Annotated in this window: 9 protein-coding genes and 1 pseudogene; 2 read left to right on the top strand and 8 right to left on the bottom strand. The window is 66.1% G+C overall.

Annotated elements, in window-relative coordinates:
- Positions 1-913 precede the first annotated feature (913 nt).
- A complete protein-coding gene (locus ACFU6I_RS46390) occupies positions 914-1,201 on the bottom strand; it encodes a hypothetical protein (protein WP_384380006.1) in 288 nt (95 codons plus the stop codon).
- 141 nt (positions 1,202-1,342) lie between these two features.
- Here ACFU6I_RS46390 and ACFU6I_RS46395 point away from each other — a divergent pair, with 141 nt between their 5' ends.
- On the top strand, positions 1,343-1,921 hold the full coding sequence (locus tag ACFU6I_RS46395; protein ID WP_384380009.1) for a hypothetical protein: 579 nt from the start codon (positions 1,343-1,345) through the stop codon (positions 1,919-1,921).
- Between the two features lie 506 nt (positions 1,922-2,427).
- Here ACFU6I_RS46395 and ACFU6I_RS46400 read toward each other — a convergent pair.
- The 7 genes and pseudogenes from ACFU6I_RS46400 to ACFU6I_RS46430 all read right to left on the bottom strand — a co-directional run.
- Positions 2,428-2,901 carry a hypothetical protein gene (locus ACFU6I_RS46400; protein WP_384380012.1) on the bottom strand — a complete coding sequence of 158 codons (474 nt, stop codon included), beginning with the start codon at positions 2,899-2,901 and terminating at the stop codon, positions 2,428-2,430.
- Positions 2,902-2,940: 39 nt separating this feature from the next.
- The gene (locus ACFU6I_RS46405) at positions 2,941-3,177 is read right to left on the bottom strand and encodes a hypothetical protein (protein WP_384380015.1); all 237 of its coding nucleotides are present in this window, start codon (positions 3,175-3,177) and stop codon (positions 2,941-2,943) included.
- A 414-nt stretch (positions 3,178-3,591) separates the two neighbouring features.
- Complete coding sequence (locus ACFU6I_RS46410; RefSeq protein ID WP_384380018.1) at positions 3,592-3,927, bottom strand: hypothetical protein; 336 nt, start codon at positions 3,925-3,927, stop codon at positions 3,592-3,594.
- Positions 3,928-4,990: 1,063 nt separating this feature from the next.
- Positions 4,991-5,209, bottom strand: a complete 219-nt coding sequence (locus ACFU6I_RS46415; RefSeq protein ID WP_384380021.1) for an RNA polymerase sigma factor — start codon at positions 5,207-5,209, stop codon at positions 4,991-4,993.
- 32 nt (positions 5,210-5,241) lie between these two features.
- Positions 5,242-5,736 (bottom strand): hypothetical protein, encoded by a 495-nt coding sequence (locus ACFU6I_RS46420; protein WP_384380024.1) that lies wholly within the window; start codon positions 5,734-5,736, stop codon positions 5,242-5,244.
- 317 nt (positions 5,737-6,053) lie between these two features.
- On the bottom strand, positions 6,054-6,911 hold the full coding sequence (locus ACFU6I_RS46425; RefSeq protein WP_384380027.1) for a recombinase family protein: 858 nt from the start codon (positions 6,909-6,911) through the stop codon (positions 6,054-6,056).
- Positions 6,912-6,935: 24 nt separating this feature from the next.
- Positions 6,936-7,247 (bottom strand): annotated as a pseudogene (locus ACFU6I_RS46430) (recombinase family protein); the annotation flags it as partial.
- A 183-nt stretch (positions 7,248-7,430) separates the two neighbouring features.
- Between ACFU6I_RS46430 and ACFU6I_RS46435 the strand changes: the two are divergent.
- Positions 7,431-7,763, top strand: coding sequence for an antibiotic biosynthesis monooxygenase family protein (locus tag ACFU6I_RS46435; RefSeq protein WP_376668863.1), 333 nt, complete (start codon positions 7,431-7,433; stop codon positions 7,761-7,763).
- Positions 7,764-9,462: the final 1,699 nt, after the last annotated feature.

Here is a 9,462-nt window from a genome sequence, read left to right on the forward strand (position 1 = left end):
CACTTCAGACCGCGTCACACCAGCCTTCTACCAGCACGGAAGGTGACACGGGGCAGAAACCCGAAAATCTAGATCTCAACCCGGAACAGGCCCTAGGCCGCGCAGAGGAGGCCGACTCGGCCGTATTTCTTGATCGTGCGGCCGAGTTGCTTGTCGCTGGCGGCCTCGGCCAGCTCGTTCACCGGGTTCGCTGCGGTGGTGTAGCGGACGCTGCGACCTGGGGTTATGCAATTGGCGGGTCGGCCCGTAGAGGGCCCGGCGCATGCGCTGGCCTGGGGCGATTCACTAGGTTCAGATTCTCCGCAAGAAACGTCTGATCTGCCATATCGTGCGGTCACCTCCCTGCCGGTGCTTTCCGCAAGGGGGCGGGGGTACCCCCCAGGGGTACCCGGTCAGAATGGAGGCTTGTCCTCCCGCTGAGTCCAGCGCTCCACGTCTGGGTTAACCGGCGGACGGTTGTTGGCTGCAAAGCCTCCAGGCTGATTGCGTGCCATCTCCTTTGCATGGCACGGACCACAGATGGCACGCAAGTGCCTTACGTCGTCCAGGTCCTTGACCCCTTGCCGTTCCAGTTCCTTGCGGCTCAAAGGCCAGTGATCCGCAACAGTCGGACGTACACGCCAACAAAGGACGCACACTGGATTCGCGTAGAACAGCAGATCGCGGGATCGCTTCCATTGCTTCGAGGTATATCCACGCTCACGCACTGTGCCACGCTGTCTGTCGTCCTGGCTTGCGTGTGCAGCGCATGCCTTCATGCGTCCGCTTATCAACTCTGAGCATCCAGCGCGCGGACATGGGCGCTTGGGCTTGCTGGGCATGGGGGGCCTCCGGTAGGGGCGGGGGCACCTACTCACGTGAGGAGGTGGGGGGTGCCGTCGCGGACCCCCGGGGGTTATGTGCGGGGTGGGGGCTATTCGCTGGTGGCCCCCGTGAGGAGACTGAACAACTCGGCGTCGGCCGTGTCCGCCAGCTCCTCTATCGCGTCGGAGACTTGCGATGCGTCGTCCAATTCATAGAGATCCGAGAGGGCAGACAGCGTCAATTCCGTGATGGCGTCCACCACCTGGTTAGCTTTGTCGGCGGAGTCGGCGTCCCGAATCGGGAGGCGGGTGGCCAACTCCCGTAGGTGGCCCGCTGCCATCTCCAGAGCGGAGGCGGCGTCCAGCGCATGCTGGGGTGCGCATTCGTCGGCGAGCAAGGGAACTCCTTCACGCCAGCAAGCGCGCCAGCGAAGTGGCTGCGCATCAAAGGCGCAGGTCAGAAGAGGTGTGGGGTTTTGCCGGCTCAGGGTGCCTGGTTGCGTCAGCACACCCCGGGCAGGTGCTCTTGACCATCTGCCTTGAACGCCAGCAAGGTTGGCGCCATGGATGCGGGATTGGCGGCAGTGCTAGGCGCGTTGGCCGGATCGGTAGCAACGATTGGCGCGGCGCTGACAACGGGCTGGACTCAACGAGAAGGCGTGCGCATCACAGCACGCTCAGAACACAGGAGCCAGCGACGTGAGCCGCGAAATAGCTCCTACAAAAAATTCATTACTGAGGCATCCAGGCTGCGAGATTTAGCGGCAGCCTTCACTGTTGCGCATGCCGAATTCCCTTATGAAACAGTTGATTCGGTCTTCGCTGGCCGTTGTGAGATAGCGACGCGAACAGTGCAAGAGACCTGGGTTGACGTTGCGCTAGCCGGACCCAAACAGGTCAGCGAGGCAGCCGCGAAACTTGAAAGACTCAGCAATGCTCTGGCTTTCCGTATCTTGGGTCTCCATCGACTTGTTTCTGATGAGTCCAGAATGTTGACGGATCGTGCGCTTGACGGAATCAAAGATGTCATTGCTGGAGAAGCCGAGGAATTCGACAGAACGCTTGATGTGTTTGTGTTGTTGGCTCAGGCTGCCTTGGATGATGACGGCACCCTGTAGTAGCGCCCTGTACGGTTGGGATACGGGGCGCTACTTGTTAACGCCTCTTCTATGCCCGGTAGCAATCTAGGCACATTGACTTTCGGTAGCCCGGGTAATCAGGTCGCCCCCCGGGCAACTAGCTGAGCACGCGTCACCAGATAGACGGATACGCCAGTCGGGCTTTCCGCGCTCTTCGCTGTCCGGGGGCACAGTTCAGGGAACGGGCTATCAGCCATAGTGGTCAGCCCACATCTGCCGCAGCACGTTTAGCGGAATGGTTGGCGGAACCAGCGGCTTACCCTCAGCGCCATAGTGAGTGAGGTCAACCAGCACACTTTCCCGGTAGCCGACTCCCTGCCGGGCAGTACCCTGCGTTACTGGTGCTCTACCAGGCTGAGGGAAGACCACATCAGCGGCAGTGTGCGTGTCAGCAAAGCACGGGGCTCCGTTCGCGTCCCGGGGCCAAACCAGGTAGGCAGGCTGGCCGTTGTAGTCCGGCCCCGGGTCCAGGAGGTCCAACGCCATTACGCGCCCTCCACCATGAACTCCGCCTCCAGCTTGTCCGCCAGGTCGGCGGCGTGGCGCGAGGCAGCGGCGTGGATCGCCTCCTCCAACCGGTCGGCCAGGCGCATGTCCCGGGTGGTCAGCTCACGTGCGGACGTGTCGTCCGGGTGGGTGCCGTGGACCCGGTAGTACGCGTCCCGTGCGTGCTGGCGGACGGCATTGCGCCTGGCCCGCTGGACGTGGAAGTGAGCCACGGCCTGGAGGACGTCCCCGCCCTCATAGATGACGTCGGCAGCGCTCTTGGTGCCCTCGTTCATGAGGGCCGCGTCCATCGCCGCCCACCCGGAGAGGAACTTGAGGTCCAGCTCCCGCTGGCCGGCCTGGCGCTGGACCTCCTCCTCCGCCAGCTTGGCGGCCTCCTGGGCCTCCAGCTCCTCCAGCTTGGCCGCAGCCTTGGCGGCGTCGGCACGGGCCCTATCGATTGCAGTGCTCATGGTGCTGTCTCGCTTTCCTGTTTCGGGGAGGTGGGTGGGTTACTTGCCGTGTCGGGCCGCGTTGACCTTGGCGCTCTCGTAACCAGCGAGGGACATTCGGAGACCGCCCTTGACGATGCCGTTGAACTCCGCGCGGTCCTCAGCGCGCAAGGCGATGAGCCGCTCCATCCGGGGGTCCGACTTGAACTCCTCAGCGGACGCGCGCTCACTTCGCTCCGTGTGCTCACGCTGGAAGTCGCTCATGGGGTAACCCATGGAATCGAGACGCTCAGACATGGTGACTGCCTTTCTGTAGAGAGGCGGCCCCAGGCGGGAATGCCCGGGGCCGTGAGGGTGATGGTGGGAAGTTGTTCAGCTTCGCTGCGGCTTGAGAAGTAGGCCATCGTGCGCCGACACCTGGTGGTCACGGCGCCCCCTGGTTTTGGCGGGGTACCCGGCCCGTGCCACGACGCGGGAGAACGTGCCAATACCGCACGACGGGAGGCCACGTTCGTATACGTAAGCTACGAATGCGCCGAACAGGTCTCCTGCTGCAGTCCAGCGGGTGCTGTCGAAGGTGCATTGCCGGAGAAACTCGTAAACCACGGGGATATGGGATTCGTCCTCCGGGCGGAGTCGGTTGGTGGTCGGCATGTTGGATTCCTTGGTGGGCGTACCCACCTACTCACGTGAGTAGGTGGTGAGGTGGAGTCAGCGCCAGCGGGCGGTACGTGCGGTGAACTCCAGGAGGCAACGAGCCAAGCCCTTGTCCCGGAGGCGTCGGTCCACGTCCTCCAGCGCGTCCTGGCCGTCCTTGGCGAATGCCTGGTCGTAGATACGATGGCAAGCAACGCACAATGGGTCGTAGTCGTCCGGAGCCTCAGACCAGACGAGATGGCCGTCCGTCACCTTGGTTGCCCGGGAGTGGTTGAGTGCCCACTGGGCGGCGTGGCGTCGGCAGTAGATACAGCGCTGTGAGGATGCGATACCGCGCATGTGCGCGACCTTGCGGTGAGCGATCTTGTACGCGTTCTTAGCAACAGTCATTGAGGGGTCCTAGCGGGAAAAGGGGCGGAGCGCGTACTCCCTTGGCCGTGCGCTAGAGGAGGACCTCAACAACGTGGCAAGCAAGGGGACTCAGGCCCGGGTGTGGAAACGAAAAAAGGCCCGTACTGAGGGAGCCAGGGCCACCGGTTTCCCCTCCGGTGACCCCAGCTCAACCTCAGCACGGGCCAAGTGCCATTACCCCGGCACTGTGGGGTGTCTCAGGTGCGCCCCAAGGGGGAAAGCGGCGCGGTGGGTAAAGCGATGGAGGCACCAGAGCGTGTCCGGTGCCTCCACCAGCCTCCCTACTTAGTGATCTGGGGTGAGCGGCGGGAGGGTGGCCGGAGCGTGTCCAGGTGTGCACCGGTACGGGTCCCCATGTCCGGTATGGATATGACGGAGGTCACCAGAGTTCCTCCGGGGGCCCGGTAGCGCGAAACGGCTGGAGGGGCCGGTGGGCCTGGAGGGGCCTGAGAGGCTCTACATGCCTCCGTGAGAGCCCGTGGAGGCCTGGGCGGGGACGGGCCGGAGGTGGCCCATGAGGCCCTCAGGGAGGCGCGCGGGGGCTCTCCTGGCTCCGTGGGCCTGGAAGGCGTCCGGAGTGGCTGGCGGGGCTGGGTCGGCCAGCCTGGGAGGGGCTCACGTTGCGTAGCATGAGCGGCCAGCGGGGCGTGGCGCGCTGACCAGGCACGATGACGGAGGAGGTGGAGGCGTACCCCCTCTGAGCTGGGCAAAGTGACGGAGTGACGGTTGTGGGGGTAACTCCGGTAAGCGCTATAGAAACCCTATGCTGTTTGAGATTGACTACCACAACCGTCATCTCATCATTCTTGCAGGTCAGAGGCTTGTAAATGATCTTGAGGAGGAGGCAGTCGTCATCGACCCCCTCGCGCTGGCGCTCTCCCCGCCGAGGATTCCCGGGATTCCTTACTTAGGGCCCCCTAACCTCACTGCCCGTGGCTCCGTCGGCCGCCCGGCCCGCCTTTGCTGGCCGTCACGCTCCGTGAACGGGAGCGGCCCCCTCCGCTTGAACGGAGGAGGCCGTGTGTGGTCTAGACCACGTTGCTTACATCGCCAGGACGGCCTCCGGGAGCGCTGCGCGGAGCTGGGCCATGCCCTTACGGAGCGCGTCGGACACTGCGCTGGGTGCCCTGCCCAGGGCCCCCGCTATCTCCGCCACGCTCATGTCCGCCGGGTGGCCGTCCAGGCCGTACCTCATGGCGATCACGTCCCGCCTGAGAGGCGAGAGGGCACCCAGGACGGCCCGGAGGACGACCACTGCCACTGACAACCCCTCAGCGGCCTCCTGACGGCCATTCACCGGAGTCTCCAGCCGTTCTCCCCCACCGTGGCCCTGCCAGGCTCTCCAGCGGCCACGGGGGCGTCCAGGCGGGCCATGCCGGACCAGGCCAGCCGTGCGGCGTGCGACCGGTCGGCGGAGAGGCGACGTCCAGGCTCCGGCTCCGACGTACAGAGCCTCTCCGCCGCGCTGGCGTCGCCGTCGGCCCGCTCCAACATCCGGCCGTACGTGGCCAATGCATGGGCGTCCACGGGTCCGCCGGTGACCTCCTCAAGGACGGCGTCCTTGAGCCTGGCCTCCACGGTGGCCCAGACGAACGTCTCCGGGCGGGCCCCGTGAGTGTCGTCGTACCGGCCCATGGCCTGACAGGCGACGTAGCGGGCTTCCTGGGTGAACTCCTCTGTCAGGTAAGCCAGTCGGGGGCCGTCAGGGGCCACGCGCCGTGCGGCACGGAGCGCCAGCGTGCGGAGCATGGGGTCCAGCGTGCGTAGCTGGGATTCCACGTTGTTCACGCCGTCTCCCCCGGTACTGCCCAGTGCACAGTCACCCGCTCCGCCGTGTTCGCGTTCGGTCCCCGTCCGATGGACTTGGCTACAGCGATGCGGTCCACGAAGAACGCCAGGAAGCTCCGGCGCCGCTCCAGGTCCCAGCGTCCCCACGTCGACTCGGGCCCCAGCGGATCGCCCTCGGATGGTGTCCACTCGGCTGGGATCCTCAGAGTGCCCGACTCAGCGGACCCCAGCTCCTCAACGCGTGCGGCCGTACGAGCCTCATGCGCCGTCAGGCGTTCCACGGACTCACGGAACATGGCCGTGCCGGTCGTACCCGCCTACAGGCCCGCCTGGCGGTCCTGGTACAGGGTCTTCAACGCCTCACGCACATGTTCCAACTCGGCTCGTGCGGCGGCCAGTTCCGCCTTGCGCTCCCCCGTGTCGGCCTGGGCAGCGAACCGGCTTGCTGCCTCCGCCAGCCACGCCAGGTCATCCGGGTCTTCCGGGTCTTCCGGGTCTTCCGGGTCCATCGTGGTCAGCCGTGCCCACACCCGGCGGGCAACCACGTCATCGGCGGCGTCCATGTTGATGGCCAGGCCACCGTGTCCCGGTACGGCACCGGACTGGGCCCGGTTGCACCGGTAGAGCTGTTTGCCGTTGCGCCGATCGGTCACCATGGACGACCCGCAGACTCCGCAGAACAGCATCCCGGCGGAGCCCAGCAGCGAGGGAACCGACCGGCCACCCTGGCGAACCACCTGGGGTGCGCGGCCGTCCAGTACGTCTTGCAGGCGCCACCAGTCCTCAGCGGACACGATCGGGTCGTGGGCTACCAGCGGGGCGCCCTGCTCATCCCGGAGGATGGCACGCTTGGTTCCCTGGCGCTCTGCGGCGTAACCGGCGAGGCGGGGGTCACGCAGGATGCGCAGCACGGTCGACGACACCCATGTGGTCCGCTCCAGGGGCTTACTTATCCCCCGGGCCCGCCGGGCAGTCACACGGGCGGTCATCTCCGCTGCCTTGGTCGGCACACCGTCCTCATTGAGCTTCCTGGCGATGGACGAGGCGGACGTGCCGTTGAGGGCCCAGGAGGCCATCTGGCGGACGTGAGGGGCCTCCACCGGGTCCGGGACGAGCTTGACCACGACCAACTCCCCGCGAGGCTCACGGGTCGACTGGAACCCGAACGGGGCCATGCCGGAGACGTGGGAGCCAGCGGCGCGCAAGGTCTCCTTGGTGGCCGTGATGTAGGCCGACTTGAGGTCGCTCTCCTGCTGGGCCAGTGCAGCAATGAGACCAAAGATCGCCACGCCCATCGGGGTGGACGTGTCCAGGTACGGCTCCTCCACGGAGACCAGGAGGACGCCGTGCTTGGCCAGCTCCTCGTTGATCAGCATCGCCTCAAGGGCACCCTGGCGGGTGAGCCGCGAGAGGCTGAAGACAACTACTGCGTCCACGTGGCCAGCGCGAACGGCAGCCATCATCTCCTCGAACTCCGGCCGGACGACCTTGGGGTCCCAGCCGGATTTGCCGACGTCGGCAAAGTGGCCAGCGTTCTCTCAGCCCTTGGCCGTAATCAGTGCCTCGCACTTGGTTCGCTGAGCCTCGGGGGACGACGCGCTGTCATCCTCACGCCGCTTTGACTGCCGGATGTAGGAGACTGCGCGCACGTGGTCCAGGCCAACGGGGCCGGATCTCTTGTTGAGAGGTGTCATGTGCCTAGTGTGGTAAAGATCAACGTACTGACCGTCCCCGCCGAGCAGCGGGAGACGCTGGAGAAACGCTTCGCATCCCGTGCCCATGCGGTAGAGAGTTCCGACGGGTTCGAGTGGTTCGAACTCCTCCGCCCCGTCGAAGGCACCGACAACTACCTCGTCTACACGCGGTGGCGTGACGAGGACTCCTTCCAAGCCTGGATGGAGGGCCCCATGAAGGCCGCCCACCAGGGCAGCGACACACAGAGCGACGAACGTCCCAAGCCGGCGGCAAGCGGGTCCACACTGTGGTCCTTCGAGGTCGTGCAGCAAGCAGCGCCGACAAGCGCGTAAACAGGTCGTCGCGCAAACAGCTTCGGCATAGCAAGTGAGCCCCTTTGCCGACCCGCACGGCCGGATGCACCAAAGGGCGCCGGCCGATCCCCGGGACCATGCCTTCCTACGACTCGACGTGCTCCGCCGGCGGCCGGCGGACCGTCTCCTCCCTCGAGGTCCCACGTCGGGCCATGACGGCGGTCGGAGCACAGTGCACAGGGCGGGACCCGGACTTTGGTCTCGGTATGACCGGCTCCCTTCTGACCCCCGGATGCGCCGTGCCTCCGGAGCAGTGCGCTCCGGAGGCATGTCACCGAGGGAGAACCGTGACTCCTCCACCCCTTGAGCGGGGTTGCTTCTCGCCATGCCGGTCGGGCTTCGCGACGGGCCGGCCCGCCCCCGTAGAACGTTCAGCGCGCAGCGCGTCGAGCAGCGGCAGGCCATGATCGGGGGCCTGGCGCGCGATGCTCAGTCGAATGACCTGCTGGGCGACGGCTCCTCCACCAGTGAGCGTCAGCTCGGACACGCGCCTACGCCGAGTGAGTCACCGTGGCCTGCCCGGGCTGTGCTCGCAAAGCCGCGCCCTACCCGGTATGAACGCGGCGGCGGAACGTACCAACCACTGCCGGAAACCTGCCGGCAGCCGCCCGGCTATGCCCGAGGGCATTGTCGGGTGGTGTCGTAGGACTGTCTTGGAGTGGGTTGTCGACAGGCGGGGCAGGTGCCGCTCCAGGTGGCCAGGAGGTGCCGCAGAAGGTCCAACCTCCTCAAGCAGCAGCGTCTGTCCGCCAGTTTCGGCAGCAATTGGCGATCTCGAGGTTCGTGATCACGGTAGATGACGTGACGTCAGATCCTGATCGTGGTGGCTGACAGGCCGCTGCCTCGTACGGCGTGGTAGCGGTCTCCGGCCCTTCGCCGGCGGTCGTAGTGAGCTCAGGCACCTGGCGACTTCGTCGGAGACGAGAAGTTCCAGACGTAGCCGACGGCGGCCGGACGCTGGTTTTTGACCTTGCGGCTCAAAACCGCGCAGCTCCTGTCACTGGCCCGGGTGACCCGCGCGCTCCCCCGCGTATGCCCTCAGCGATCCGGCGCTTGCGAACCGGGACCGGTCGTCGCCGATCCCGGCCAGGACCCGGGCTCCGGACAAGGAAGTCAGGTCCGGGAAGCTGGTGACGACCATCCCGACGCGTCGGGATGGTCGTCGAAGCCTTCGGCACAGGCGGCCTCGAGCTGCTGGGCTCGTGCAGGACGGCGATGACCTGGGCCAGTCCCGTGGCGGCGGACCTAGCTGCGACCGGAAAGGTTCACCGGCTCGTGACGCCCGGCACGGCACCTCGCCGCGTTGTCGCATCACCCGAGTACGTCCGGCACGAGGGCGATCCTCCGCCTTGCGATGCACCGCACCGGACGCCGCGAGCTTCCCGGCAAACGTTTCCGGTCGCAGCACCAGGGCGTGTGTCGGAAGTCCCCGACGGCACGGTGTCGGCGGGCTGGACGAGGGGTCCCCCATTCGGCCCGTAGTGGTTGCTGGCGCGCGTAGTTGGAGGTGGGCTGTCAGTACGCCCGGCGACAGTCGCGGGCGCCAAGAGGGCGGCGCACCCCCTGCCGAACGAGCGGGGCAGCCCCCACCGATCCACACGAGACTTGGAGATCCCCCATGCCTTACCGCAAGGGACAGCACGTGGAGTACCGGGACCAGCAGGACGAGCTTCAGCGC

This window comes from Streptomyces sp. NPDC057486 (assembly GCF_042802415.1).
GTDB classification, from domain to species: domain Bacteria; phylum Actinomycetota; class Actinomycetes; order Streptomycetales; family Streptomycetaceae; genus Streptomyces; species Streptomyces yanii.